Source organism: Arthrobacter sp. 10N43, assembly GCF_056394525.1.
This window is the reverse complement of record NZ_JBFTIA010000004.1, coordinates 582464-609241: the sequence shown is the minus strand read 5'-3', so window position 1 is coordinate 609241 and position 26778 is coordinate 582464. Positions and strand designations below refer to the sequence as shown.

22 protein-coding genes and 1 tRNA gene are annotated in these 26778 nt (G+C 67.2%); 9 read left to right on the top strand and 14 right to left on the bottom strand.

Annotated elements, in window-relative coordinates; translation table 11 throughout:
- Positions 1 to 64 precede the first annotated feature (64 nt).
- The 3 genes from AC1DDO_RS11010 to AC1DDO_RS11000 all read right to left on the bottom strand — a co-directional run bounded on the left by AC1DDO_RS11010 (position 65) and on the right by AC1DDO_RS11000 (position 2147).
- Positions 65 to 427, bottom strand: a complete 363-nt coding sequence (locus tag AC1DDO_RS11010) for a hypothetical protein (RefSeq protein ID WP_441407504.1) — start codon at positions 425 to 427, stop codon at positions 65 to 67.
- The gene (locus AC1DDO_RS11005) at positions 420 to 905 is read right to left on the bottom strand and encodes a hypothetical protein (protein WP_476867769.1); all 486 of its coding nucleotides are present in this window, start codon (positions 903 to 905) and stop codon (positions 420 to 422) included. Before AC1DDO_RS11005 ends, AC1DDO_RS11010 begins: the two co-directional genes overlap by 8 nt.
- Positions 906 to 1022: 117 nt before the next feature.
- Entirely contained in the window at positions 1023 to 2147 is a 1125-nt protein-coding gene (locus AC1DDO_RS11000) for an MraY family glycosyltransferase (protein WP_476867770.1), read from the bottom strand.
- 305 nt (positions 2148 to 2452) lie between these two features.
- On the opposite strand from AC1DDO_RS11000, the gene AC1DDO_RS10995 reads away from it, so the two are divergent.
- Positions 2453 to 3349 carry a glycosyltransferase gene (locus tag AC1DDO_RS10995; protein ID WP_476867771.1) on the top strand — a complete coding sequence of 299 codons (897 nt, stop codon included), beginning with the start codon at positions 2453 to 2455 and terminating at the stop codon, positions 3347 to 3349.
- A 72-nt stretch (positions 3350 to 3421) separates the two neighbouring features.
- Here AC1DDO_RS10995 and AC1DDO_RS10990 read toward each other — a convergent pair whose 3' ends face one another.
- The 10 genes from AC1DDO_RS10990 to argS form a co-directional block, all read right to left on the bottom strand.
- On the bottom strand, positions 3422 to 4195 hold the full coding sequence (locus AC1DDO_RS10990) for a WecB/TagA/CpsF family glycosyltransferase (RefSeq protein WP_476867772.1): 774 nt from the start codon (positions 4193 to 4195) through the stop codon (positions 3422 to 3424).
- Entirely contained in the window at positions 4192 to 5034 is an 843-nt protein-coding gene (locus AC1DDO_RS10985) for an L-threonylcarbamoyladenylate synthase (protein WP_476867773.1), read from the bottom strand. Before AC1DDO_RS10985 ends, AC1DDO_RS10990 begins: the two co-directional genes overlap by 4 nt.
- Positions 5035 to 5080: 46 nt before the next feature.
- On the bottom strand, positions 5081 to 5968 hold the full coding sequence (gene prmC, locus AC1DDO_RS10980; protein WP_476867797.1) for a peptide chain release factor N(5)-glutamine methyltransferase: 888 nt from the start codon (positions 5966 to 5968) through the stop codon (positions 5081 to 5083).
- Between the two features lie 16 nt (positions 5969 to 5984).
- Positions 5985 to 7058: a peptide chain release factor 1 gene (gene prfA / locus AC1DDO_RS10975; protein ID WP_476867774.1), complete on the bottom strand. Its 1074-nt coding sequence runs from the start codon at positions 7056 to 7058 to the stop codon at positions 5985 to 5987.
- Positions 7059 to 7286: 228 nt separating this feature from the next.
- A complete protein-coding gene (rho, locus tag AC1DDO_RS10970) occupies positions 7287 to 9440 on the bottom strand; it encodes a transcription termination factor Rho (protein ID WP_476867775.1) in 2154 nt (717 codons plus the stop codon).
- 323 nt (positions 9441 to 9763) lie between these two features.
- A complete protein-coding gene (gene thrB / locus AC1DDO_RS10965) occupies positions 9764 to 10750 on the bottom strand; it encodes a homoserine kinase (RefSeq protein WP_476867776.1) in 987 nt (328 codons plus the stop codon).
- Positions 10751 to 10752: 2 nt separating this feature from the next.
- Positions 10753 to 11859 (bottom strand): threonine synthase, encoded by a 1107-nt coding sequence (gene thrC / locus AC1DDO_RS10960; protein WP_476867777.1) that lies wholly within the window; start codon positions 11857 to 11859, stop codon positions 10753 to 10755.
- A complete protein-coding gene (locus AC1DDO_RS10955; RefSeq protein ID WP_476867778.1) occupies positions 11860 to 13176 on the bottom strand; it encodes a homoserine dehydrogenase in 1317 nt (438 codons plus the stop codon).
- Positions 13177 to 14661, bottom strand: coding sequence for a diaminopimelate decarboxylase (gene lysA / locus AC1DDO_RS10950; protein ID WP_476867779.1), 1485 nt, complete (start codon positions 14659 to 14661; stop codon positions 13177 to 13179).
- A gap of 5 nt (positions 14662 to 14666) precedes the next feature.
- The gene (argS, locus tag AC1DDO_RS10945) at positions 14667 to 16331 is read right to left on the bottom strand and encodes an arginine--tRNA ligase (RefSeq protein WP_476867780.1); all 1665 of its coding nucleotides are present in this window, start codon (positions 16329 to 16331) and stop codon (positions 14667 to 14669) included.
- Between the two features lie 206 nt (positions 16332 to 16537).
- On the opposite strand from argS, the gene AC1DDO_RS10940 reads away from it, so the two are divergent.
- The 6 genes from AC1DDO_RS10940 to AC1DDO_RS10915 all read left to right on the top strand — a co-directional run bounded on the left by AC1DDO_RS10940 (position 16538) and on the right by AC1DDO_RS10915 (position 21301).
- On the top strand, positions 16538 to 16975 hold the full coding sequence (locus tag AC1DDO_RS10940; protein WP_476867781.1) for an FMN-binding protein: 438 nt from the start codon (positions 16538 to 16540) through the stop codon (positions 16973 to 16975).
- Between the two features lie 36 nt (positions 16976 to 17011).
- Positions 17012 to 17884, top strand: coding sequence for an FAD:protein FMN transferase (locus tag AC1DDO_RS10935; protein ID WP_476867782.1), 873 nt, complete (start codon positions 17012 to 17014; stop codon positions 17882 to 17884).
- The gene (locus AC1DDO_RS10930) at positions 17881 to 19440 is read left to right on the top strand and encodes an FAD-dependent oxidoreductase (protein ID WP_476867783.1); all 1560 of its coding nucleotides are present in this window, start codon (positions 17881 to 17883) and stop codon (positions 19438 to 19440) included. The genes AC1DDO_RS10935 and AC1DDO_RS10930 overlap by 4 nt, the downstream gene beginning before the upstream one ends.
- 160 nt (positions 19441 to 19600) lie before the next feature.
- Positions 19601 to 19673: transfer RNA gene (locus AC1DDO_RS10925), tRNA-Arg, on the top strand.
- 195 nt (positions 19674 to 19868) lie between these two features.
- Positions 19869 to 20942, top strand: coding sequence for a M4 family metallopeptidase (locus AC1DDO_RS10920; protein WP_476867784.1), 1074 nt, complete (start codon positions 19869 to 19871; stop codon positions 20940 to 20942).
- Between the two features lie 59 nt (positions 20943 to 21001).
- Positions 21002 to 21301: a protealysin inhibitor emfourin gene (locus tag AC1DDO_RS10915; protein WP_476867785.1), complete on the top strand. Its 300-nt coding sequence runs from the start codon at positions 21002 to 21004 to the stop codon at positions 21299 to 21301.
- Between the two features lie 8 nt (positions 21302 to 21309).
- On the opposite strand, the gene AC1DDO_RS10910 is transcribed toward AC1DDO_RS10915, so the two are convergent.
- Complete coding sequence (locus tag AC1DDO_RS10910; protein ID WP_476971823.1) at positions 21310 to 22275, bottom strand: GlxA family transcriptional regulator; 966 nt, start codon at positions 22273 to 22275, stop codon at positions 21310 to 21312.
- Positions 22276 to 22368: 93 nt separating this feature from the next.
- Between AC1DDO_RS10910 and AC1DDO_RS10905 the strand changes: the two genes are divergently transcribed.
- Both AC1DDO_RS10905 and hrpA read left to right on the top strand, forming a co-directional pair.
- Positions 22369 to 22536: a hypothetical protein gene (locus AC1DDO_RS10905; RefSeq protein ID WP_476867787.1), complete on the top strand. Its 168-nt coding sequence runs from the start codon at positions 22369 to 22371 to the stop codon at positions 22534 to 22536.
- A 193-nt stretch (positions 22537 to 22729) separates the two neighbouring features.
- Positions 22730 to 26770, top strand: a complete 4041-nt coding sequence (gene hrpA / locus AC1DDO_RS10900; protein ID WP_476867788.1) for an ATP-dependent RNA helicase HrpA — start codon at positions 22730 to 22732, stop codon at positions 26768 to 26770.
- Positions 26771 to 26778: the final 8 nt, after the last annotated feature.

Below are 26778 nucleotides of genomic sequence, written 5' to 3'. Positions count from 1 at the left end.
TTGGGCGTTGGTCGGGGACCGGCGACATCACTGCCCGCCTCTCCCCCTGTGAAATTATTTGGCATTACTGTTCCTCGTCCTGGGACGGGCCACGTGCAGCATCGCCGTCATCAGCTGAAGTTCTGTTACTGGTGAGGCCGTGCATATGAGAAAGATAGAACCCTCCCGCAGCTCCAAGCAGAGCGCCTGCGAGCACAATCCAGCGGGTTCCCCACAGATTATCCAGTCCCCACCCTATCAAACTCCAGACGATGATTCCGCCAACAATGTAGCTGAAGACGGCGATCCCGGCGTTGTATCCGCCGTCGCTGCCATCCGTCGATACGCCGGGGGCACCGGCTGTGGTTTTAGGTGTTTTGGCTGGCTTGTTAATCTGTCCGGCAAGCGGTCCGGTGACTGGCCGTTGGCCCTTTTTGCGGCTAAACATCGGTGCCGTCTTTTCGGGTTTCGGGGTCGTTGTAAATTTGGAGCCTGGCCTTGCTGAAACCGTAAATTTCGGCTGCCTGCCAAAACACGACAGTCACGACGGCGCCGATCAGGAACCAGCGGCCGTGCAGCCAGGCCGGAGTCCCGATGGCGAAGAGGACCACGGCAAAGCCGACAACTTTGACGAAGTACGTCGCGACGAACAGTCCGATCGCTCCGGAAGGGTTGTTGCGGCCAACGAAGTGGCCCACCGCGAGGCTGATGGCAAAGAACGCCATCACCAGGGCTCCCCCGAAGAGGGAGGACCAGAACCCGACCGCGCCGTTGAAGACGAAGGCGGCGATGCCGGTCAGGACCAAGGCGACGGCCGAAGTGGCCGAGCTCCAGGCCAGCAGTTTGAGCCACAGGGATTTTGTGGGGCCAGAGACACCAACTGGTCCGTTGCCGGAAGCGGGTCCGGGTTCGGCGTTGGAGGTCATGAGATCCCAATCGTCGATGGCGTGATGCTGGTCAAGGTGGTCGGCGTGGCGCCGCCCCTGAATTCTACATTAGATAGAAATTATTCGGAAAAGCGCGTCGGACGGCGGCGGCAATGGTTACTCGGGTGTGCTGGCCATTGCTCCGGGCCCTCGCTGCCGCAGGTACGGCCAGGCCGTCACCGCGGCCATGATGACCGCGGCGGCCAGATCGACGGCGAGGACAATGTGCCAGGGGAAGATCGCGAACGCGAGGCCGCCGAAGGCAAGAATGCAGGTCCACAGGTACATCAGCACCACGGCGCCGCGGTGCGAGTACCCGATGTCCAGCAGCTTGTGGTGCAGGTGCCCGCGGTCGGCGGACCACGGCGATCTGCCCAGCGCGGTGCGCCGGACCACCGCAAGGCCCAGGTCCAGCAGCGGCAGGAACAGCACGGCGAACGGCAGCAGGATCGGGATGACCGTGGGGATACCGTTGGCCCGGTCGTAGAGGCCGGAGCTGATCTGGCCGGTGGACACGATGCCGGCCGAGGCCATGATCAGGCCGATCAGCATGGCCCCGGAATCGCCCATGAAGATCTTCGCGGGGAACCAGTTGTGCGGCAGGAACCCGACGCAGCTGCCGACCACGATGGCGGTCAGGAGGGTCGCCAGGTCCGAACGGTCCAGCAGGACGGCCGTGCGGTGCACCCAGTAAGCCGTGAGGAAGAACGCCGCTCCCCCGATGATCGCCACACCGGCGGCGAGGCCGTCCAGTCCGTCGATGAAGTTGAAGGCGTTCATTGTGGTCACGATCAGCCCGGCGGTCAGCACGATGCTCACGGCCTCGTTCTGAATCACTAACGGCTCGGGGACGAACGGGATGATCGTCATCCGCACTCCCCAGGTGGCCACGACCAGTGCCGCGGCGCTCTGGCCGATCAGCTTGATCCACCACCGCAGATCCAGCAGGTCATCCGCCACACCGACCAGCACGATCACGGCGGCCCCGGCGAGAATCCCCCAGGGAGCGGTGTTGTTCCGGAAGATGTCCTTGACGAAGAACGAATTGCTCGCCGTAACCAATGCGACCAGGACCCCCGCGAAGATGCCCAGGCCGCCGAGCCTGGATATCGGCGTGGAATGCATGTCACGGCTGCGGATCGGCGAATACAGTTCCAGCCTGTTGCCTACCAGCCGGGCGCCCCATGTAGCCGCGTAGCTCACGATCGCTGCCGTCAGCATCATGAGCAGGTACATGATCACGGGAAGACCACCAACCAGGCATTGCCAGCGCGGTCCGCGCAGGCAAGACACGGCGGCACGCTCCGCAGCGGCGGAGGCACCGGTGAGCTGCGGAAATGGGGGGAATTAAGTTGCCGTGGAACAGTCTTTCGAAAAATGAAACTTCTCCGTCGCCGTGCGCAGGGCAGGCAGTGCGTAGTGCCTGACAGGGCTGTATTACAGTGGACTCTAGTCAAGATACTAATGCCAACGGCCACCTGTCTTCGCGTCACACGGCCCTCCGCCGGCGGGAAAACCACTGTCGGTCGTGCTGAAAGGACCCCGCGATGACCCCCTCGGTTGCAGTCGCTGCCGTGACGTTTGACCGTCCCCGGGAGCTGGCGGTCCTGCTGGACGCCATCAATAACCAGACCGCCCATGTGCGCTCCATTTGCCTCATCGACAGCGGCACCGTGCCCTCGAAAGATGTTGCCGACCGGCACGCCAACGTGGACTATGTCAGGTCCGAGGCGAACCTCGGCGGGGCCGGCGGATTCTCGCTTGCCATCCTCAAGGCTGTGGCCAGCGGGGCCGACTGGATCTGGATGATGGACGACGACGCCGAGCCGGCCGACCCCGATTGCCTTGCCACGCTGCTCCGCGAGGCGCAGGACCGCGGCCTGGACGCCGTGGTGCCCCTGGTGGTGGCTCCCGGCCACCCGGACCAGCTGTCCTTTTTCTTCCGGCTCAACGGCAAGGTCACGCATGAGCGTGCCGAGGTGGAGAAGGTCGGGTTCCTGCCCGGCGACGGTCACTTCTTCAACGGCGCCCTGATCCGCTCCGATGTCTTCTTCAAAGTGGGCCTGCCGGACATGCGCCTGTTCATCCGCGGCGACGAGGTGGACTTCACGCTGCGCCTCAGGAAGGCCGGGATCCGTTTCGGCACGGTGACCACCGCTGCCATCACCCACCCGCATGCCTTCTCCGAAACCAAGCATGTCTTCGGCGCGCGGTGGCACGTGATCGTGCCGGATTCGGCCTTCAAACGCTATTTCTACTACCGGAACCGCGGCTACATGATCCGCCGCCATTTCCGGGTCAAGTCTTTCGTCGCTGATGTGGGCGGCTACCTTGGCTACTTCCTGCGCAGCGGAGACCTCCGCGGGCTTGCAGACTGGTTTCGCGCCTTTTCCGCCGGGCTCCGGGGCAAGGGATTCGGTCCGCTGGAGGACCAGAAGTTCTGACCGTCCGCGCCGCAGGCGCCCGGGTTGCTGGCGCCAGGGTTGCGGACGCCAGGGCTGCTGGCGCTAGGGTTGCTAGCTCTGGGCCTGCCGGCCCAGCCGGCGGCGCAGCAGCAAACCCAGCAGCACCCACGGCTCGCCGAACACCCGGTAGGCCACCCGCTGCGGGTGGAGCATGAGCCGCCAGGCCCACTCGAGGCCGAGCCGCCCGATCCAGCGCGGCGCCAGCTTCTGCACGCCGGCAATCTGTTCGATGGCGCCGCCGACGGCGCAGTAGACGGCCGGCGGGAGCACGGGAAGCCGCCGCGCCAGGACCTGTTCCTGCAGCGGCATCCCGAGGCCCAGGAGCACAAGCTGCGGGCGGAGCCCGGCAAGCCATTGGACGGCGGCGTCCTCAACGTCCTGGTCCCAGTCTTCGCCGGGCATGCCGTCCACCCGCGCCCCGGGGACAATCTCCCGCAGTTTGGCCACTGCGCCGGCGTTGGCCACGGCGCCTGCACCGATCACCGCAATGCGCTGCAGCCCCGCGACATTGCCCAGCGCGGGAATCCAGTCGGTCGATCCCAGCCGGTAATCCATCACCGGACCCCTGCCGTCGTCCTCTTCGCCCGTCTTGGCCCAGAGCCAAAGCACCGGTGCGCCGTCGATCAGCACCACGTCGCTGTGGTCGTAGAAGGAACGGAAGCCGGGATCGGAGTGCAGCAGCGTGACGCTGTGCAGGTTGTGCCCCACCACGGTCCGGGTCCGGCCCTCGGCCACGTAGGCGGTAAGGACGGCTGTCAGCTCGGACACGGTCACGGGGGTAGCGTCGACGTCGAGGAAGGGGACGCGCTGGCGCTCCAGCGTCATGCCGAGCCGGGCTCAGGCGCGGCGGGCCGGGGTGCGGCCTCGGGCCCAGCATCAGCCTCGGGCACGGCCGCCTCAACAGCCGTGTCAGCCTCAGGCACGGTCGCCTCAACAGCCGCGTCAGCCTCAGGCACAGCCGGCTCAACAACCGTTTCGGCAGCGTCCTCACCTTCGGCGGCGTTGCCGTCGACGTCCAGGAGGCCGGGAACCACGCCGCGCAGGCGTTCGAGGCTGATGGCTCCCTGACGGACCACCCGCAGCGGCTGCACCGTCGCATCGACGATAGTTGAGGCGAGGGCTTCGGCACCCTCGGCGGGCCGGGGTCCGCCCTCGAGGTAGACCTCCACGGATTCCGCCAGCTGCGCCTCGGCGTCCGCTGCGGTCCGCGCCGCCGCCTGCCCGGTGCGGTTCGCGGAGGACACGGCGAGGGGGCCGGTGAGCGTCAGCAGGTCCTGGGCGATCTCGTCGGCCGGGATCCTCAGCGCAACGGTCCCCTTGGTTTCACCAAGATCCCAGTCCAATGACGGCTGGGCATGCAGGATCAGGGTCAGTCCGCCGGGCCAGAACGCCTCGGCCAGCCGCCGCGCCTCGGGCGGGACGTCCGTGGCGAGGCCATCGAGGGCGTTCAGCCTGGGGATCAGCACCGGCGGCGGCATCTTCCGGCTACGGCCCTTCGACGCAAGCAGCAGGGTCACGCCGAGGGGCGAGAAGGCGTCGGCGGCAATACCGTAGACGGTGTCGGTCGGGAAGACCACACACTTGCTCTCACGGATGGCCCGCTGGGCGTGTTCAAGTCCTGCGGCGCGCTGCTCAGCTGCCGTGCAATCGTAGCTAGTCGTCACTGGCCTATTCTTTCATCACTTGTCACACGATTTTTTTGCGGGGGCCTCAGTGCTGCAGTGTTTGTTCTGACTGTGTCAGCACTGCGCTGGTGGCCCGGTCCTTGCCGTTGAGGTCGCGGTGGGTCCGGACCTCGGAGAACACCCCGGTGCGTTTCAGCATCGCGGCGATCCATTCCGATTGGACTTCGGCGTGCTCCATCACGAAGTAGCCGCCGGGCACCAGCAGGCGGGCAGCCGAGGCCGCCGCCGCCGTCGGAAGTTCCATCCCGTCCGCTCCCCCGCCGTACAGTGCCTCGGGCGGGTCGTGCAGCGCCACTTCGGGTTCGTTCGGGATCGCTTCGGCGGGTATGTAGGGCGGGTTGGACACGACGACGTCGAACGTGCCGTTGTGTTCGCCCAGCGCGTCGCGCATGTCGCCGCGGATGAGGTGGACGCCCAGGGGCAACAGGTTTTTCGCCGCCCAGGCATGCGCGAATTCGCTGTATTCCACCGCGTGGACTTCCGCGCCGGGTACCTCGTGCGCGATCGAGCCTGCGATCGCGCCGGATCCGGTGCCCAGGTCCACCACTTTGGGGTGTGCCAATCCGGCCCTGCCCTTGAGCCAGTCAAGCACCAGCTGCACCACGGACTCGGTTTCCGGGCGCGGGATGAACACGCCGGGACCGACGGCGAGTTCGAGGTACCGGAAGTGCGCCACGCCCGTGATGTGCTGCAGCGGGATGCGCTGCGCCCGCTCGGCAACGAGGTCGGCATAGCCCGCCGGGGCCGGCGCGTCGCCGAGCATCAGCGCGCGCAGCCGGCCGAGCCCGACGCCGAGCAGGTGCTCGGCGAGGAGCTCGGCGTCCACGCGTGGGCTGGGCACGCCGGCGGCGGCGAGGACCGCCGTCGCCTCGCTGACGGCCTCCGCGAGGCTCGGACCATCACCTGCTGTCATCACGGGTGGGCCGCGCCTATTCGCCGATGGCGTCGAGCCGGGACTGCTCGTCCAGTTCGATGGCCGACTGGATTACCGGTTCCAGGTCGCCGTTCATGACCTGGTCCAGGTTGTAGGCCTTGTATCCGGTGCGGTGGTCCGCGATCCGGTTTTCCGGGTAGTTGTACGTGCGGATGCGCTCGGAGCGGTCCATGGTGCGGATCTGGGACTTGCGCTGCGCGGAGTTTTCGGCGTCGATGATCTCCTGCTGGTGGGCCAGGATGCGGGCGCGCAGCACGCGCATGCCGGCTTCACGGTTCTGCAGCTGCGACTTCTCGTTCTGCATCGCGACGACGATTCCGGTGGGAAGGTGGGTGATGCGCACCGCGGAGTCGGTGGTGTTGACCGACTGCCCGCCGGGCCCCGAGGAGCGGTAGACGTCGATTTTGAGATCGTTCTGGTTGATCTCGAGTTCCTCGGGCTCGTCCACTTCGGGCAGCACCAGCACGCCGGCGGCCGAGGTGTGGATGCGGCCCTGGGATTCGGTGACGGGCACGCGCTGCACCCGGTGCACGCCGCCTTCGAACTTGAGCCGGGCGTAGACGCCCTCTGCAGGATCGTTGGAGTTGCCCTTGACGGCCATCTGGACGTCTTTGTAGCCGCCCAGGTCAGATTCGGTGGCGGAGATGATCTCGGTCTTCCAGCCGCGGGATTCCGCGTAACGGCTGTACATCCGCAGGAGGTCCGCGGCGAACAGCGCAGCCTCGTCGCCGCCTTCGCCGCCCTTGACCTCGAGGATCACGTTGCGGGCATCGTCCGGGTCGCGCGGGATCAGCAGCCGGCGCAGCTTGGCCGCCGCCGTCTCCAGCGCAGCCTCCAGCTCGGGCACCTCCGCGGCGAACTCCGGGTCCTCGTCCGCCATTTCCTTGGCAGCCGCCAGGTCATCGCTGATGGCTTCCCAGCGGTGGTAGGCCTCCACAATGCCGTTCAGCTGGGCAGAACGCCGCCCCAGCTTCCGGGCCAGCCGCTGGTCGGCATAAACAGCAGGATCCCCCAGCTGGGCCTGGATAGAGTCGTGCTCATCCAACAGGCCCTGTACGGACTCAAACATTTTCAAACCTCTTTCGACTCTCTCAAGTCTAGTAACGCCGTGCGTTGGGTGGGACGAGTGCAAGTCGTTCTGTTTTTGCCGCCCCGGGAGTGGCATGGGGCCTGCCGGAGCGTGGAGGCTCTGATCCGTCAGGATCGAGCCTCCACGCGTAGGGGCGGGGGCGGCAAAAAACCGAACGACAAAGGGGCGGGGCCGGCTAAACAACAGACGGCCCCACCCCTACGTCAACTACTTGTCGTTATCGGACTTCGCACCAAGCGTCGTCTTCTGCACCTGCATGAGGAACTCGACGTTGCTCTGGGTCTCCCGGATCTTGTTGGTCAGCAGCTCAAGGCTCTGCTGCGTTTCGAGTCCGGAGAGGACGCGGCGCAGCTTCCACATGATCTTGACTTCCTCGGGGGAAAGCAGGTTTTCCTCGCGGCGCGTACCGGACGCGTTGACGTCCACGGCCGGGAAGATGCGCTTGTCCGCGAGCTGGCGGGACAGGCGCAGTTCCATGTTGCCGGTGCCCTTGAACTCCTCGAAGATGACCTCGTCCATCTTGGAACCGGTCTCGACGAGCGCGGTTGCCAGGATGGTCAGCGAGCCACCGTTTTCGATGTTGCGGGCTGCACCGAAGAAGCGCTTCGGCGGGTACAGCGCGGCGGAGTCCACACCACCGGACAGGATGCGGCCGGAAGCCGGTGCTGCCAGGTTGTAGGCACGGCCCAGGCGGGTCATGGAGTCAAGGAGCACTACAACGTCCATGCCCATTTCCACGAGGCGTTTGGCGCGCTCGATGGAAAGCTCGGCCACGGTGGTGTGGTCGTCGGCTGGACGGTCGAAGGTGGAGGCAATGACCTCGCCCTTGACGGTGCGCTGCATGTCCGTAACTTCTTCGGGGCGTTCGTCAACAAGCACCATCATGAGGTGGACCTCAGGATTGTTGGTGGTGATGGCGTTGGCGATGGACTGCAGGATGAGCGTCTTGCCGGCCTTCGGCGGCGAAACGATCAGGCCGCGCTGGCCCTTGCCGATCGGGGCCACGAGGTCGATTACGCGGGGGCCGATCTTCTTCGGGTCCGTCTCGAGGCGCAGGCGCTCGGAGGGGTACAGCGGGACGAGCTTCGCGAATTCGACGCGGTCCTTGAGTTCTTCCGGCGTCTTGCCGTTCACCGAGGTCACACGGACCAGGGCGTTGAACTTCTGGCGCGCGGACTGCTGGCTGCGGTCTTCGCCTTCGCGCGGTGCACGGATGGCACCGACGCAGGCATCGCCCTTGCGCAGGTTGTACTTCTTGACCTGGGCGAGCGAGACGTAGACGTCGTTCGGGCCCGGCAGGTAGCCCGAGGTGCGGATGAACGCGTAGTTCTCCAGCACGTCGAGGATACCGGCGACCGGCAGCAGGACGTCGTCCTCGGTGACCTCGACGTCGTCGACGTCCGGTCCCTGCTGACGCCCGCGGCGGCGGTCGTTGCGATCGCGGAAGCGGTCGTTGCGCGAGGAGTTGTCACGGCTGTCCTGCTGGCCCTGGCGGTCACCACGGTCGTTGCGGTCACGACGGTTGCGCCGGTTCCGGCGGCTTCCGCCATCCGAATCGTCGCTGTCGCGGGTGTTCTCGCGGGTGCCGGCGGATTCGTCGCGGCCGCCACGGGTGCGGGTGGCGTCGCGGCGCTGGCCGTCTTCGCTGCCCGGCTCGCCCTGGCGCTGCTCGGTGCGCTGGTCACGCTGTTCGGTGCGCTGTTCGCGCTGCTCTGCACGCTGCTCAGTGCGCTGTTCGGCGGCGGGCTGTTCGGCCTGCGCCTCAGCGCCCTGGCCACCTGCCTCAGTAGCCTGCGCGGCGGCCTCGCCGCGACGGCGGTTGCGGGTGCGCGGCTGCCGGGTGCGGTCGGAAGTTTCCGGCGCGGAAACGGCAGAGCCAGCCTGCGTCCCGGAGTCAGCAGTGCCGGACTCAGCGGAAACGGCGGGAGCTTCGGCCGGGGCTGCGGCAGGCGCCTCGGTGGCGGGCGTCGTGACGACTCCGTCACTGCCTGCACGGCGGCTGCGGCCGCGGCGGGCGCGGGGGCTTTCCTGCGCCGGGGCTTCCTCGGCGGCAGCTGCGGGCGCGGTTGCGTGCGCAGTTACCGGGGCTGACGCCTGGGAAACGGTGCCGTTGTCGCTCGCCTTTTCGGCAGCGCGGGCCGGAGCCTTGCTTACCGGAGTGCCTGCGCGGTGGGCGGAAATGGCCGTGACCAGATCACCCTTGCGCATGCGGGAACCGCCGGAAATGCCAAGCTGGCTGGCGAGAGCCTGGAGCTGGGCGAGCTTGAGGCCTGCAAGGCCGCTGCTCTTGGCGGGTGCTGCCGAAGATCCGGCAGCAGAAGATGTATCCACAGCCGGAGACAGCTCAGTGGTTTCGGTCACGAAGGATCCTTCCCCCTCGACGGCGTCCAGACTAAGAGCTGGACGCGGTGATTTGATCTGGGCTGCAGTTCAGATCTGCAGCCGGGATTTTCGGCCTTGCCGGATGGATTTCGACCAGCAGGGCCGGATACTGCTTCACCATGCACGATTCCGAGAAATGAGGAACGGCGGGCTGACGTATGAGGGGGCAGAGAAAATCTGCTGAGTCCTGCGTCAGACCGAAAGCAGGTGGCACCGGATAATATTGCGCAGTGAAAGATGAGAGAGGCTACGTGGCCAACATCGCGGTCTTACAACGGTTACTAAATTTACCGCCTGCGTATTTACCGCCGGTGCACTTCCACTTTAGCACCTTCGACGTCCACGGCCAGCTTCATCACACGCCAGCCAACTTCCGGCGTGTTGCCCGCCGTGTGGGCGGCGATGAAGTCTACGACTTCATCGGCTTCCGCTTCCCCGTTGGCCAGGACCAATACCGTGGGTCCTGCGCCAGAGACGATGGCGGCGTGCCCTGCCCGGCGCAGCGCGCCGATGAGCTCCGCGCTGGGCCGCATGGCCTGGGCGCGGTAGCTCTGGTGCAAGTAGTCCTCGGTGCCCGGCAGCAGGAACTCCGGGTTGGCGGTGAGGGCATGGATCAGCAGGGCGGCACGCCCGGAGTTCATGGCCGCGGCATGGTGGCCCACCGAGGCCGGCAAGAGTGCCCGGGCCGCCTCCGTGGAGAGCTCATAGTCCGGCACCGCGACGACCGGGACCACCGCAGCGGCCACGGACGCACTCGTGCTGCTGTACTGGTCACTGTCCTGCCATGACAGCGCCAGTCCGCCGAAAATGGCGGGTGCAACGTTGTCCGGGTGGCCTTCCATTTCGCTAGTGAGCTGGAGGATCCAGTCCCGGCCGCGCCGGGATATTTCCGGCACCAGGGCATTCGCTGCGCTGACGGCCGCCACCACGGCCGAGGCCGAAGAGCCAAGGCCCCGCCCGTGCGGGTTGACGTTGTCCGCCGTGATCCGCAGGCCTTCGTGCCGGTACCCGAGGCGGTGAAGCGCCTCCGTGAGGGCCTTGACCACCAGGTGCGTGGCGTCGCGGGGCAGCGATTCGGCGCCCTCGCCGCTGAGCTCGAATTCCAGCTCACCGCTGGCGAGCGTTTCCACGGTGAGGGTGTCATGGAGCGAGAGGGCCAGGCCGAGGCTGTCGTACCCGGGACCCAGGTTGGCGCTGGTGGCCGGCACCCGGACGGTGACAACCTGGCCCGCCGGAACAGCCGGCGAGCCGGCAGCAGATTCGGCCGGGATGGTCAGGGTTGTTTCCAACGTTATCTTTCTTCCAGTCCCAGTGCTGCGGCGACGGTGACGACATCGTTGGAGACACTGACCGGCTGCACGTCGCTGCCGTCCTCGGTGCGCAGGGCCCACTGCGGGTCCTTGAGGCCGTGACCTGTCACCGTGATCACGATCGTCTTGCCGGCCGGCACTTCACCGGCCGCATGCTTCTTGATCAGTCCGGCGACGCCGGCAGCGGAGCCGGGTTCCACGAAGACGCCTTCCCGGGCGGAGAGCCAGCGGTGCGCGGACAGGATTTCCTCGTCCGTGACGGCCTCGATCACGCCGCCGGATTCGTCCCGGGCCGCAACAGCGGTGTCCCAGGAGGCCGGGTTGCCGATCCGGATGGCGGTGGCGATGGTGTCCGGCTCGGTGATGGGGTGGCCGGCCACGAACGGGGCAGCGCCGGCGGCCTGGAAGCCCCACATGACCGGGGTCTTGGTGGCGACGGCGGGCAGCGACCCGGCGGTGGGTGACTCGAACGGCGCGGAGTACTCCTTGTAGCCCTTCCAGTACGCGCTGATGTTGCCGGCGTTGCCCACCGGAAGCACGTGGAAGTCGGGGGCATCGCCCAGGGCGTCCACCACTTCGAAGGCGCCGGTCTTCTGGCCCTCGATCCGGGCGGGGTTGACGGAGTTGACCAGGAACACCGGGTAGGACTCGCCGAGCTTGCGGGCGATGTCGAGGCAGTCGTCGAAGTTGCCGTCCACCTGCAGCAGGGTGGCGCCGTGGGCGACGGCCTGGCTGAGCTTGCCCATGGAGATCTTGCCCTCGGGGACCAGCACCGCGCACTGCAGCCCTGCCGCCGTCGCGTAGGCCGCGGCAGATGCAGAGGTGTTGCCGGTGGAGGCACACACCACGGCCTTGGCGCCGGAGGCCACCGCCGCGGTCATGGCCATGGTCATGCCGCGGTCCTTGAACGAACCGGTCGGGTTCATGCCTTCGACCTTGAGGTAGACGGTACTGCCGGTCAGCTCGGAGAGGTGGCGGGCGTGCACGAGCGGGGTGCCGCCCTCGCCCAGGGTGATGACCTTAGTGGCTTCCGTGACAGGAAGACGATCAGCGTATTCGCGGATGACACCGCGCCATTGGTGAGCCACTTAGACCCCTTCTACCCGCAGTACGGATGTGACGGAATTGATGACGTCCAGGCGCCTGACGGCCTCGACGGTTGCTGCAAGTGCGGATTCCCGGGCCTGGTGGGTCACGATCCGCAGCTCGGCCGACTCCACGTTGGAGTCGGCGTCGCGGTGGATGGTCTGCCGCATGATTTCAATGGACACGCCGTGCTCCGCGAAGAGGTGGGCGATCCGGGCCAGGACGCCGGGCTGGTCCGCGACGTCGAGTCCGATGTAGTAGCTCGTGACGGCCGCATCGATGGGCAGCGCGGGCACGTGCCCGGTGGTGGTTTCGGTCCGGCCGGGGCCGCCCAGGACGATGCGGCGGGCCGCGGAAACGAGGTCGCCCAGCACGGCGGACGCCGTCGGGGTGCCGCCGGCGCCCTGGCCGTAGAACATCAGCTCGCCGGCGTTCTCGGCCTCGATGAAGACGGCGTTGAACGCGCCGCGGACGGCGGCGAGGGGGTGCTCGCGGGGCAGCAGCGTGGGGTGGACGCGGACGGAGACGCCGGTCTTGCCGTCCTCGTCAGCCAGTTTCTCGGCAATGGCCAGCAGTTTGATGACGAAGCCGGCATCCTTGGCGGCGGCGATGTCTGCCGCGGTGACCGAGGTGATGCCCTCGCACGAGACATCTTCCAGGGCGAACCGCGTGTGGAAGGACAGCGAGGCAAGGATCGCGGCCTTGGCGGCGGCGTCGTGGCCTTCGATGTCGGCGGTGGGATCGGCTTCGGCGTAGCCAAGGCGCTGGGCCTCTGCCAGGGCATCGGCGAACTGCGCCCCGGTGGAGTCCATCTGGTCGAGGATGAAGTTGGTGGTGCCGTTGACAATCCCGAGCACCCGGGTGATCCGGTCGCCGGAGAGGCTGTCCCGGATGGGGCGCAGGATGGGGATGGCACCGGCGACGGCGGCCTCGTAGGAGAGCTGCACCCCGGCCTTGTCGGCTTCCTCGTACAGCGTGGGGCCGTCCTGCGCCAGCAGCGCCTTGTTGCCGGTGACAACGCAGGAACCGTGCCGCATGGCGGTCAGGATCAGGGAACGGGCCGGCTCGATGCCGCCCATGAGCTCGATGACGAGGTCGGCGTCCTTGACGAGGGTCTCGGCGTCCGCGGTGAACAGCTCCTGCGGCAGTTCGACGTCGCGCTCGGCTGCGAGGTTGCGCACCGCGATGCCGCTCAGTTCCAGGCGTGCGCCCGTGCGGGCGGCGAGGGCGTCGGCGTCGTCAATGAGAATCCGCGCAACCTGGGCCCCAACGTTGCCACAGCCCAGCAGGGCCACTTTCAGGGTTCGCAATTCGGTCATTCAGACTCCCATGTCGCGGTTGAGCAGATCTTCTTCGGTTTCCCCGCGGACAATGAGCCGGGCAGATCCGTCGCGGACAGCGACAACGCCCGGCCGGGCCAGATAGTTGTAGTTGCTTGACAGGGCCCAGCAGTAGGCGCCGGTCCCCGGTACTGCAAGCAGATCACCGGCTGCCACGTCCTCGGGCAGATATACATCTCTAACAACTATGTCGCCGCTCTCGCAATGTTTGCCCACCACTCGGGACAGCTGCGGCCCCGCTTCGGAGCTGCGGGAGGCGAGAATTGCCGAATAATCCGCGTCGTACAGCACCGGCCGGGGGTTGTCGCTCATCCCGCCGTCCACCGACACATACCGGCGGGGGTACGTAACGTCTTCTGCGGCGTGGTGGCCCTCCGGGGCGGCGGAATCCACCCGGACGGTCTTGAGCGTGCCGACCTCGTACAGCGTGAACGTGGTGCTTCCGACGATCGCGCGGCCCGGTTCGATCGATATCCGCGGGGCGCTGATGCCCAGCGCGGCGCACTTGGAACGGACGACGGCGGCCATCGCCTGCGCGATCTCGGCGGGCGGGCGCGGGGTGTCGACAGGGGTGTAGGCGATGCCGTAGCCGCCCCCGAGGTCTAGTTCGGGCAGCACGATCGAGTACTTGGCCTGCATCGCGGCCAGGAAGTCCAGCAGCTTCTCCGCGGCGAGGGCGAAGCCGTCCGGTTCGAAGATCTGCGAGCCGATGTGGCAGTGCAGGCCCAGCAGCTCAATGCTGGCGTGCCCGGTCGCCGCGGCGACAGCTTCCTCGGCGGCGGACAGGCCGGCCTTCTCAGTGGAGTCCCCGGCCATGGACAGGCCGAATTTCTGGTCCTCGTGGGCGGTGGCGATGAATTCGTGGGTGTGGGCGTGCACCCCGGGGGTCAGCCGCAGCATGACCCTGGCGGTGTCGCCGCGGTTGGCGGCGATCGCCGCGACGCGTTCGAGCTCGTCGAGGCTGTCCACCACGATCCGGCCCAGCTGCATGTCCAGTGCACGGTGGATTTCGCCGTCGGATTTGTTGTTGCCGTGCAGCGCGACGTCGGCGCCGGGAATGCCGGCGCGCGCGGCGACGGCGAGTTCGCCGCCTGACGCGGTGTCCAGTCGCAGGCCTTCCTCTTCAACCCAGCGGACCACCGAGGTGCACAGGAAGGACTTGCCGGCATAGTAGACGTCCACTCCCCCGCAGATGTCGGCGAAGGCATCGTTGAAGGCGTCGCTGAACGCCCGGGCCCGGGCCCGGAAGTCGGTCTCGCTCAGCACGAACAGCGGGGTGCCGTACTGGCGCTGCAGCTCGCTGACGCTCAGGCCCTCGATGGTGAGCTCGCCGTCCTCGTTCCGCGCAACCCCGCCCGCCCACAGCGGTTCGTGGAGGGCGTTGAGGTCCGCGGGGACCTCCAGCCAGGCCGGCGCGAGCGGGGACTGCCCTGGGTTTTCCTGCTGTTTGGGTGTTGACGTCATGGCGGTTACATCCGTTCCGGCGCCGAGACGCCCAGCAGTTCCAGTCCGTTGGCCAGCACCTGGCTGGTGGCGTCGTTGAGCCACAGCCGGGTGCGGTTGGTGTCGGTGATGGGTTCCTCGCCCTGGGGCGCGACGCGGCAGGCGTCGTACCAGCGGTGGTAGGCGCCAGCGATGACTTCGAGGTGGCGGGCCACGCGGTGCGGCTCGCGCAGCTCGGCGGCCTTGGCAACGATCGAGGGGTAACTGCCCAGGTGCGAGAGCAGCTCGTTTTCGGTGGCGTGATCCAGCAGGGCGGCGTTGAAACTGTCTTTGCCGTCCACACGGCGCTCCACCCCTGCGGCCACGGCGTTGCGGGCGGCACCGCGGGAGCGGGCGTGGGCGTACTGGACGTAGAAGACCGGGTTTTCGTTGCTGTGCTTCTTCAGCAGCTCAGGGTCCAGCGTCAGCGGCGAGTCGGCGGGGAACCGGGCCAGCGAGTACCGGACGGCGTCCTTGCCGAGCCAGGAGATGAGGTCCTTGAGCTCGATGATGTTGCCGGCGCGCTTGGACAGCTTGGCGCCGTTGACCGAGACCAGCTGGCCGATCAGGACCTCGATGTTGACCTCGGGGTCGTCCCCCGCGGCGGCCGCAATGGCCTTGAGCCGGTTGATGTACCCGTGGTGGTCGGCGCCGAGGAGGTAGATCTTCTCGGTGTAGCCGCGGTCCTTCTTGGACAGGTAGTAGGCGGCGTCGGCGGCGAAGTACGTCGGCTCACCGTTGGCGCGGATCATCACGCGGTCCTTGTCATCGCCGAAGTCGGTGGTGCGCAGCCAGACCGCGCCGCCGTCGTCGAACACGTGGCCCTGCTCGCGCAGGCGGGCGACGGCGTCTTCGATCGCGCCGGCGTCGTGGAGCTCCTGCTCGGAGAAGAACACGTCGAAGTCGACGCCAAACCCGGCCAGCGTCTGCTTGATGTCGTGCATCTGTGCCTTGTAGGCGGCGCCGCGGATCACCGGCAGGGCCGCGACTTCGGTGAGTTCGCGGATGTCGGGGTGTTCGGTGAGCACTTCGTGGCCGAGGTCCGCGATGTACTGGCCCGGGTAACCGCCCTCAGGCACGTCCCTGCCGTGCAGCCGGGCGAACACGGAGTTGGCGAACACGTTCATCTGGGAACCGGCGTCGTTGATGTAGTACTCGGCCGTGACGTCGGCGCCGGAGGCCCGGAGGACGCGGGCGATCGCGTCGCCGAGGGCGGCCCAGCGGGTGTGGCCGATGTGCAGCGGGCCGGTGGGGTTGGCCGAGACGAACTCCATGTTGACCACGTGCCCGGCGAGCGCGGTGTTGGTGCCGTACGCGGGTCCGGCCTCGACAATCGCCTTGGCGAGGGTGCCGGCAGCGGCAGCGTCCACGGTGATGTTCAGGAAGCCTGGCCCGGCGATGTCCACCGCGGACACGCCCTCGATCGTCTTCAGCCGGGCGGCCAGGACGGACGCGAACTCCCGCGGGTTGGTGCCGGCCGTCTTGGCCAGCTGGAGGGCGACGTTCGTGGCCCAGTCCCCGTGGTCCCTGTTCTTCGGGCGCTCCACGCGCACCTCAGCCGGGATGTCGGCCGCGGAGAGGGCAATGTCACCGGCCGCGACGGCGTCCTTCAGGCAGGCGGATATGGCGAGGGAGAGTTCTTCTGGGGTCACACTTCTAGCCTACCGGTGGGCCCGTGGTGCGGCGGAATTCCGCGCCCGGCATGACGTCTGCGCGAGGGAAACGGCAGCGTCCGGGAAAACCCAAGGTCTTCAGTGCTTCGCACCAAGGGTGAACCGTTACCCTAAAAACAACGTCGTCAACTCTGTCAGTGCCACGATATTTTGGCTGTCCGATCCTGCAACGAATCGAGTCCCGCATGAATTCCGCCTTCCGTAAAAGCGTCCTCGTCGGCATCGCCGGCCTCTCCGTCGCCGGAACCGCGGCTGGCTGCGCCCCGGCCGCGCAGCCGCCGGCTGCACAGGGCGCGGCTCCGGCGTCCGAGTCCGCCGCAACCACCGGGTCCTACAAGGACGGCACGTACAGTGCCGACGGCCACTACACCTCGCCCAACGGCACCGAGACTGTCGGCGTGGAACTGACCCTGGCCGGCGGCTCGGTGTCCGATGTAAAGATCACGCCGCACCCGTCGAATCCGAACACCCGCAAGTTCCAGGGCGAGTTCGCCAGCGGCATCCAGGCCCAGGTGGTGGGCAAGAAGCTGGACGAGATCAAGGTGTCCAAAGTGGCCGGATCCTCGCTGACCAGCGGCGGCTTCAACCAGGCCGTGGCGGATATCAAGACACAGGCCCAGTAACCCTGCAGGGGACAGAGGAGCAGGAACAGAGGAATCGTGCCTCATCCGGGCTGGTCGCACTTCAGCTTTGACGGGATCGGGACCCGCTGGGAGATTTCCACGCCGTCCCGGCTCTCCGGCAAACACCGCCGTGGACTGCTCGCCACGGTGGAGACGTACGACGCCGCGTGGTCCCGGTTCCGGCCCGACTCACTCATTGCGGACGCCGCCCGAACGCCTGGCCGCGTTGAGCTGCCCGAAGAATCAGCCGCCCTGGCCGAGCTGTACGGCACGCTGTACCGGCTCACTGACGGCGCGATGACCCCGCTGATCGGCGGCAGCCTGGAGCGCCTGGGCTATGACGCCAACTACTCACTGCGCCCGGGCGGCGCGCCGCTTCCCGCGCCGCGGTGGGAGGATGTACTGGACTGGCGCGGCACCGTGCTCACCACCTCGGCACCGGTGGTGATCGACGTCGGCGCGGCCGGCAAAGGGCAGTTGGCCGATCTGCTCTCCGCGCAACTGCGGGAGGACGGCATCGCCGAGCACTTCATCGATGCCAGCGGAGACCTCCTGAACCCGGGGCCGGATCCTGTAGTGGTGGCCCTTGAGCACCCCTACGATCCCACCCAGGCGATTGGCACGGTCCGGCTGGAGGCCGGCGCCTTGTGCGCCTCCGCCGCGAACCGGCGGGTCTGGGGCGACGGGTTCCACCACGTCCTGGACGGCACCACGGGAGCGCCGGTGCGCACCGTCGTCGCCAGCTGGGCCATGGCCGGGACGGCGATGGTGGCCGATGCGCTCGCCACAGCATTGTTTTTTGTCGACGGTCCGCGGCTGGAGCAGGAGTTCGATTTCGCCTGGCTCACGGCCTATTCGGACGGGCACGCGGAATATTCAGCCGAATTTGAAGGGGCGCTGTTTTCATGACTGCCATCACCACCACTCCGATCGGCTCGAGGCTGGATACCGCCTTGGGCCGGCTCACGATGTACAGGCTGGTGCTGTGGGTCCTGGCCGTCCTGGCCGGCTACAGCCTGCTGCTCAATGTGTTGGGCTGGCTGACGTTCGGGCTGCCGGAAATGCTGGCCCACCTGGTCCTGTGCCTTGGCCTGACGTACGCCTCCAGCCAGGGGCTGGCCGCGCTCTTCCACGTGCGTCCGCACACGGAGTCCTCGCTCATCACCGGTCTGCTGCTGTACTTCCTTTTCTGGCCCAGCCAGCTGACCCAGGGACTCCAGGTGGCCGAAATCGGCGGCGTCGCCCTGGCCTGCGTCCTGGCCTCGGCCTCGAAGTATGCGCTGGCCTGGCGCGGCCGCCACATCTTCAACCCGGCCGCGGCCGGCGCCTTCCTCGCCGGACTGACCGGGCTCAACATTGCCACCTGGTGGGCGGCCACATCGTCGATGCTCTTGCTGGTGCTGCCGGGGGTGCTGCTGGTGCTGTACCGGACCCGCAAAGTCACCATGGCCGCCGTCTTCACCGTCGTGGCCGTCTCCATCGTGGCCGCGGACCTGCTGCGGGCCGGGCTGGACGTTCCCGAGGCGCTATGGCAGACCTTTGCGCAGCGTCCGGTGCTGTTCTTCGTCGGGTTCATGCTCACCGAACCGCTCACCTTGCCACCGCGGCGCTGGCAGCAACTGGCACTGGCCGCCGTCGTCGGGGTGCTGTTCGCCGTTCCGTACAACCTGGGGTTCGTGGCCAACTCCCCCGAACTGGCACTGCTGGTGGGCAATGTGCTCGCCTTCGCCGCCGGGCAGCGGGGCGCGGTGCGGCTGCGTTTTGAGGGTTCCCGGGTGCTGACGCCCACGACGACGGAGTTCAGCTTCCGCCCGGAACGCCAGGTGCGCTTTACCCCCGGGCAGTCCCTGGAACTGCACCTGCCGCCGGACAAAGCTCGCGACCGGCGTGCCGGCAAGGGCGATGGGAAGGGAATCCGGCGCGTGTTCAGCCTGACAAGCGCCCCCGGCGCACCCCTGCTGACGATCGGCGTCGGGACGGCGGAGCCGGTGTCCTCCGCCAAGCGCTCGCTGTTGGCCCTTGCACCTGGCGACTCTCTTACCGCGACCACCGTGGGCGGCGACTTCGTCCTGCCCCGGGACCCGGCCGCCCCCGTGCTGCTCATCGCGGCCGGAATCGGGATCACCCCCTACATGGCCCAGCTGGCCGGGGCGCCGACAACTGACCGTGACACGGTCCTGCTGTACCTGGCAAAGAATCCCGAAGAACTGGCCTATGCCGAGGAGCTGCAGCGCTGCGGCGCGCGAGTCCTGGCGCGCCTTGCCGACGGTTCGGCGCCGCCGGCCTTCATGCACAACGCGGGCGCCAGGAGGATTGACGCGGCGGCCCTCAAGGAGCTGGTCCCGGACATCGGCGGCCGGGAGGTCTTCGTCTCCGGCTCGCCCGCCAGCGTGCGCTCGCTGCGGGCCGCGGCACGTGGCGCGGGTGCCCGCCGCGTCCATGTGGATTCCTTCACCGGCTACTGAGAGACCGGCTGCCGAGGGGCCGGATCCGCCCCGGAGTTTCACGGGCATTTTGGGCAGTTGGCATGCACGTGGCTCCACAAATGAGTGGCGATTTTCCGTTGGAGGCCACCTTCCTGCTAAGCTCTAGGACGTCCCGCCGGTAACGGCAGGATCCCTGGATGCCCTCGTAGCTCAGGGGATAGAGCGTCTGCCTCCGGAGCAGAAGGTCGTAGGTTCGAATCCTATCGAGGGCACAAAATACCGGCATCGCCGGAAAACCCCGCCGTTTCACTGAAACGGCGGGGTTTTTTGTTTCCCGATCCGCCTGAGGTCGGCGAAAAACGCGCAAATCCAGCGGTTTTGACCCTGCCGAATGTCAGTCCCCGCTCGTAGTCTGATGTCATCGGTGGCGGCTATCCGGCACGCCCCGTAGCGTGAAGGGGTCTCTCATGTTCGTTCCAACTCCGTACTGCTCCATCATTCCGCCCTATATGCTCCGCCGCCTGGCCGCACAGCGCGAGCCTGAGCTCTCCTTGGCCGCCCGGGCGGCCAAGCAAGCCCTGCAGCACGTGCCTGGCTTCCAGGCCTCCCGCACCGTGCCCGGGCCCGGCGGCCAGCCTGGCTTGCGGGAGATCAAGCCTTCTCCGCCGGAACGGACGGTCTACGACGCCAAGTTCGCCGAGCAGCTGCCCGGCAGCGTGGTCCGCAAAGAAGGCGAACCGCCCACTGGCGATCCCGCCGCCGATGAGGCCTATGACGGCCTGGGGCACACGCACCGGCTCTACGCGGAAGCCTTCGGACGGAATTCGATCGACGGCAAGGGCCTCCGCCTGGATGCCAGCGTCCACTACGGCCGCCTGTATGACAACGCCTTCTGGGACGGCCAGCAAATGGTCTTCGGAGACGGCGACGGCCAGGTCTTCGAGCGGTTCACGAAATCCCTCAGCGTGATCGGCCACGAACTGACCCACGGGGTCACCCAGTACTCTGCCGGGCTTCTCTACCGCAATCAGGCCGGCGCCCTGAATGAGTCGATGTCCGATGTCTTCGGGGCTCTCGTGGAGCAGTACTTCCGTAAGCAGTCGACGGCGCAGGCCAGCTGGCTGATCGGCGAGGGCCTCTTCACGGACCAGGTGCAGGGGTCCGCATTGCGGTCCATGAAGGCCCCGGGGACGGCGTACGACGACGACGTGCTCGGCAAGGACCCGCAGCCGGACTCGATGGACGGGTACGTGCGCACCAGTGCGGACAACGGCGGAGTGCACATCAACTCCGGCATCCCGAACCGTGCGTTCTGCCTGGTTGCCACCTCCCTCGGCGGCAATGCCTGGGATGCGCCGGCACGGATCTGGTACGAGACCCTGACGGGCGGCACACTATCCCCCAATGCCACGTTCGGCGCCTTCGCCAAGGCCACTGCCGCGTCAGCCAAGGAGCTTTTCGGGGAGGATTCCAAAGAGCATGACGCCGTGCGCTCCGCGTGGGAAACTGTGAAGGTCAAGTTCCCGGGAGCCCGACGATAAGCCAGGCCCCTGCGGATCGAGTCCGATTGAGATCCGAGTCCAATGAAGATCCGAGTCGAATGAAAATCACTGTCCAGCGCAGCGGCGGCGTGGCCGGCATGAAACTGACGTGGACTGTCCGGCCCGAGCCGCCGGACGACACGGACCGGTGGCAGCCGCTGATCGAGGCCTGCCCATGGGACGCCGTCGGCGGGACTGTGGGAGCAGCCGGCCAGCCGGACCGGTTCATGTACAGCATCCGGGCCGATCAGCGCCGGGCGGTCCTGCCGGAGCGTGAACTGACAGGACCATGGCGCGACCTCGTCGACTGCGCCCGGGCCGCGGCCGAAGAGGAGGCGGCTCCGCCGGGCCTTGACTGACCCGCGGACTAGGCTGTGGCCAGGTGTCCCCGGAACGTTCGCCTGTAGGACTGGGGGCTGGTGTCCAGCGCCTTTGCGAAGTGGTGCCGCAACAGCACCGAATGCCCGAAGCCGGCTTCCCGCGCCACTTCGTCGATATTGAGCTCCGTAGTCTCCAGCAGCTCCTGGGCGCGCAGCACCCGCTGGGAATTGAGCCATGCCGCCGGGGTGGCTCCTGTTTCCGCGCGGAAGCGCCGCGCGAACGTCCGCGGCGACATATGGACCCGGGCTGCCAGTTCGTTGACCGCGTGTTCCTCGTCCAGATGCCTCACCATCCACTGCAGCAGCCGTTCCATGGGCTCCGAGCCGCACTGCGGAATGGGCCGGTCGATGTATTGGGCCTGGCCGCCGTCCCGGTGCGGCGGGACCACCATGTCCCGGGCGATGGCGGCGGCCACTTTTGCACCAAACTCGACGCGGATCAGGTGCAGGCAGGCATCGATCCCGGCGGCCGTGCCGGCGCTGGTGATGATCCGGCTGTCCTCGACGTAGAGGACGATTTCATCCACCAGGACAGCGGGGTACCGGCTGGCCAGCTCCTGGGAGTAGTGCCAGTGCGTGGTGCAGCGCCGGCCATCGAGCAGCCCCGCGCGGGCCAGGGCGAAGGCCCCGGAGCAGATGGACATCACCCAGGCGCCGCGGGCATGCGCCGCCCGCAATGCGTCCAGGACGGACTCGGGAACATCCTCGTCGCGGCCGTACGGCGCCATCACCACCAGGTCCGCGTCCGCGGCTGCTTCCAGCCCGAGACCAACGTGCATGGACAGGCCGGATTTGAGCGGGACGTCGCCGGGCTCCGGAGCGCAGACGCGGAAATCGAAGCTTGGCACGCCGTTTCCGCGGTCCGACCGGTCTATGCCGAAGACTTCAAAGGCGGTCGCAAACTCGAAGATCGAGAAGTTGGGGACCACGATCATTGCCACTGATTTGATCATGACTCCATTGTGGCAGAAACAGTGGCAGAAATTATAGCTTTTTGGTCATTTCTGCCACTTTTTTAAGAGGCCGAACCGGAGAACCATAGAGGTATGGAACTCCTCGGATTCGCCCTCATCATCCTGGTTCTTGCCGGCGTCACCGCCACGATCGCCGCCCTCCGCAAGGATGGCCTCGGCCACACTCCTCCCGTCCGCTCGGATGAATACTGGATGGCCCGGGACCTGCCGAGCATCAATTACACCCTCCGGAACTTCTGAGTCCGCGCACGTATTGCCCACCTGCCCATCGGGCCCGGTCACCGACCGGGCCCTCGACATGCGCCAGGACTTAGCAGCGCAGGCGACCACCCGAGTTCAACCGTGTGACGGCCCAGCGTGCCAGAACAGGGTGACTGAACGTCCGCCGTCGCCACTCCGGTAGACAGCCCGCCCCAGTAGACTGTCTCCAGCCATGACATTTCATATTTCCTACCCCGCCGACCTGCCGGTTTCCGAGCGCCGCGAAGATCTGATGGCCGCCATCGCGGCCAACCAGGTGACCATCATCGCCGGCGAGACAGGCTCGGGTAAGACCACCCAGATTCCCAAGATGTGCCTGGAACTCGGCCTGGGCGAGAACGGACTGATCGGGCACACCCAGCCACGCCGGCTGGCGGCCCGCACGGTGGCCGAGCGCATTGCGGAGGAACTCGGCGTCGAGATCGGCCAAGAAGTGGGTTTCCAGGTCCGCTTCACCGGCGAGGTCAGCCGGTCCACCAAGGTCAAACTCATGACCGATGGCATCCTGCTGGCGGAAATCCAGCGCGACAAGCTCCTGCGCAGGTACAACGCCATCATCATTGACGAGGCCCACGAGCGCAGCCTCAACATCGACTTCATCCTCGGCTACCTCAAGCGCATCCTGCCGCAGCGCCCGGACCTGAAGATCATCATCACCTCGGCCACCATCGATCCGGAGCGCTTCGCCAAGCACTTCGGCAGCGAGGAAGAGCCCTCCCCCATCATCGAGGTCTCGGGCCGGACATTCCCGGTGGAAATCCGCTACCGCCCGCTGTCCCAGCCCGCCGGCGGCGCCGAAGACGGAGCCGGGGAAGGCGCAGCTGCGGACGACGAACTCGAGGAGGACCGGGACCCGCTGGACGCGGTGTGCGACGCCGTCGACGAACTCGCAACGGAGGCGCCGGGCGACATTCTGATCTTCTTCTCCGGCGAGCGCGAAATCCGCGACGCGGCGGAGGCACTCAACACCCGCATCCAGTCCAACCGGCGCCTGGCCGGCACCGAGGTCCTTCCCCTGTTCGCGCGGCTGAGCCTGCAGGAGCAGCACAAGGTCTTCCACCCCGGCAGCAAGCGCCGGATCGTGCTGGCCACCAACGTCGCCGAAACCTCGCTGACTGTCCCCGGCATCAAGTACGTCATCGACACCGGCACCGCGCGCATCTCGCGCTACTCGCACCGGACCAAGGTTCAGCGCCTGCCGATCGAGCGTGTGTCCCAGGCCTCGGCCAACCAGCGCTCGGGCCGCTGCGGCCGTGTCTCCGACGGTATCGCGATCCGGTTGTACTCCGAGGAGGACTTCGAGTCTCGGCCGCCGTTCACGGACCCGGAGATCCTGCGCACCAACCTCGCGGCCGTCATCCTGCAGATGACCGCCATGGGCGTGGCCCGCGGACCGAAGGATGTAGAGAACTTCCCGTTCGTCGAGCCGCCGGATTCGCGCGCCATCAACGACGGCGTCAGCCTCCTGCGCGAACTCGGCGCCCTCAGCGCCGCCCGGCAGCAGGAGCCAACGGACGACGTCGGGCAGCGCGACGGCGGGCAGCGCCGCGGTTCCGGCCGCCCCGGAAGCGGACTCACCGCCGTCGGGCAGCAGCTGGCGCAGCTGCCGGTGGACCCCAGGCTTGGCCGGATGATCGTGGAGGCCGGAAAGCGCGGCTGCGTCCGCGAAGTCATGATCCTGGCCGCCGCCCTGACCATCCAGGACCCGCGTGAGCGCCCGACCGACAAGCAGCAGCTCGCGGCGGAGAAGCACGCCCGCTTCCGGGACGAGAACTCGGACTTCACCGGCTACCTGAACCTGTGGAACTACCTGCAGGAGAAGCAGCAGGAGCTCTCCTCCACGGCGTTCCGCCGGCTCTGCCGCACTGAATTCATCAACTATCTCCGGGTCAGGGAGTGGCAGGACCTGTTCGCCCAGCTCCGGCAGATGGCCCGGCCGTTGGGCATCAGCCTGGACAACAAGCGCCTTGCCGATCCGGTGGGCAACCACGACGGCATCCACATCAGCCTGCTCTCGGGGCTGCTGAGCCACGTCGGCATCCTCGACGAGCGCAAGCGCGAGTACGCCGGCGCCCGCGGCAGCCGCTTTGCGATCTTCCCGGGCTCGGCATTGTTCAAGAAGTCACCCACCTTCGTGATGGCCGCCGAACTCGTCGAGACGAGCCGGCTTTGGGCCCGCGTCGCGGCGAAGTTCGATCCGCTCTGGGCCGAGCAGGTGGCCCCGGACCTGGTCAAGCGCAGTTACAGCGAACCGCACTGGTCCAAGAAGATGGGCTCGGTGATGGCCCACGAAAAGGTCACGCTGTACGGGGTGCCCATCATCCCGAGCCGGCGCATCAACTACGGCAAGGTGGAACCGGAGCTCTGCCGTGAGCTCTTCATCCGCCATGCCCTGGTCGAAGGTGACTGGCAGACCCACCACAAGTTCTTCCACCGCAACCGCGCACTCCTCCACGAAGTCGAGGAGCTCGAGGCCCGGATGCGGCGCCGGGACATCCTGGTGGACGACGAGACGCTGTTCGAGTTCTACGATGCCCGGATCGGCGCTGACGTCGTTTCTGAGCGGCACTTCGACAAGTGGTGGAAGGATGCCCGGCAGCAGGATCCGGCGCTGCTCGATTTCGAGAAGTCCCTGCTGATCAGCGAGGACGCCGCGGCCCTGGACGAATCGGCCTATCCCAAGACGCTCTTGCACAAGGGTTTTGAACTGCCGCTGAGCTACGAGTTCCACCCCGTTGCGCCCGGCTCGCCGCCGAATCCGTCCGACGGCGTCACCGCCGAGGTCCCCGTGCTGTTCCTGAACCAGCTCGACGACGCCGCGTTCCGCTGGCTGATCCCCGGGCAGCGTGTGGAACTCGTGACGGCGCTCATCAAGTCGCTGCCCAAGCAGATCCGCAAGAACTTCGTCCCGGCGCCGGACGTGGCCCGCCAGGCCGTCGCGGCGCTGGAAGCCGACTTCGATCCCGCAACGGACGAGCTCGAGTCTTCCCTGGAGCTCGTGTTGCGCCGGATTCGCGGACAGGTCATCCCGCCGGGTTCCTGGAACTGGGACGCCGTGCCGGCACACTTGCGCGTCAGCTTCCGGGTGGTCGACTCCCGCGGCAAGGTCCTGGATGAGGGCAAAGACCTCAGCGCGCTGCAGGAGCGGCTTGCCCCTGCCACCCGCCGGGCAATCGCGGAATCCCTCGGCGCCACACCTGGCACCACCGCCCCGGCGAAGGGGACTGCGGCCAGGGGGAAAGCTGCCACGAACGGGACCTCGAACGGGAAGGAAACGACCCGGACGGCTCGGGCGGGCACGTCGGCGCCTCTCCTCGGTGCGGCCGCGTCCCCTGGCGGGTTCACAGAAAAGTCCGGGCTCAAGGACTGGACGTTCGGAACCGTCGAACGCCAGGTCCAGGGCAGCGTGGGCGGGCACACCGTCACCGGCTATCCCGCCCTGGTGGACGAGGGAACTTCCGTGGCCCTGCGGCTGTTCCAGACTGCGTCCGAGCAGCAGGAAGCCATGCGCGGCGGAGTCATCAGGCTCCTGGCCCTCAAGGTGCCGCCACCGGACCGGTACGTCCTGGAGCACCTGAACAACACCGAGAAACTGACGTTCAGCCAGAACCCGCACGGCTCCGTGACTGCCCTGATCGCTGACTGCGCCCTGGCCGCCATCGACAAGCTCACGCCGGCCGGGCTGCCCTGGGACGAGGCATCGTTCAAGGCGCTCTACGAGACTGTCCGGGCGGAGCTGATCGATACGGTCTTCACGGTGACCGCCGTCGTCGAGCGCATCCTGGCCAGCACGGGCCGGATCGAAAAGCAGCTCAAGGGCACCACGAGCCTGGCCCTGATCAGCGCGCTCAATGACGTCAAGAGCCAGCTGGAGCAGCTCGTGTACCCGGGTTTTGTGGCACGGACGGGCTACGCCCAGCTCAGCCAGCTGCCCCGCTACCTCACGGCGATCGAGAAGCGCCTCGAGAAGCTGGCAGGCAACGTCCAGCGGGACGCCCAGCACATGGCGGCCGTCCAGGCCCTCGAGGACGACTACGACGACGCCGTCTCCGCGCTGCTGCCTGGACGGCGGGCCGGCGCCGAGTTAACCCACGTGCGCTGGATGATCGAAGAACTGCGGGTGAGCCTCTTCGCCGTCGAACTCGGGACCGCCTATTCGGTGTCCGAGAAGCGCATCCGGGCGGCGCTCAACAAAGTGCTGGCGCCGGCGTAAACCCCTTG